1 protein-coding gene is annotated in these 485 nt (G+C 60.0%); it reads left to right on the plus strand.

The features are described from left to right. Window positions 1-55: 55 nt before the first annotated feature. Window positions 56-485: glycosyltransferase (locus CDV44_RS27140; protein ID WP_141118833.1), on the plus strand; the 430-nt coding region annotated here is incomplete at its 3' end.

Genomic DNA, 485 nt, shown 5'->3' on the forward strand with positions numbered 1-485 from the left:
GCTGCGTGCCGGTCACAAGAAGAACAGCAATCGCTGATCGTCGAGGGCCGCCACCGTGATCTCCTCGCTCTACTGGCCGTATCTGGTGGCCGATTACTATCACGGCCTGGAAATTGCCGGTGCGGTGGTCGGCGTCATCATCCTCATGTCAAGCGTTGACGACCTGTTTGTCGACGCGTGGTACTGGGGGCGCCAGATCTATCGCTCGTTGTTCATCAAGCGGCGCTATACGCCGTTGAATGCCGCACAATTGCGTGCCGTACGCGAGCAGCCGCTGGCGATCATGGTGCCGGCGTGGCTCGAGTACGACGTGATTGCCGCCATGCTCGAGAGCATGGTCGGCACGCTCGAGTACAAGAACTACACGATCTTCGTCGGTACCTATCGGAACGACGACAAGACGAAGATGGAAGTCGAGCGGATGCGGCGCCGTTACCGTCAACTCATACGCGTCGAAGTGCCGCACGACGGACCGACCTGCAAGG

It is taken from the genome of Pandoraea sp. PE-S2R-1, from assembly GCF_002179865.1.
GTDB lineage: Bacteria > Pseudomonadota > Gammaproteobacteria > Burkholderiales > Burkholderiaceae > Pandoraea.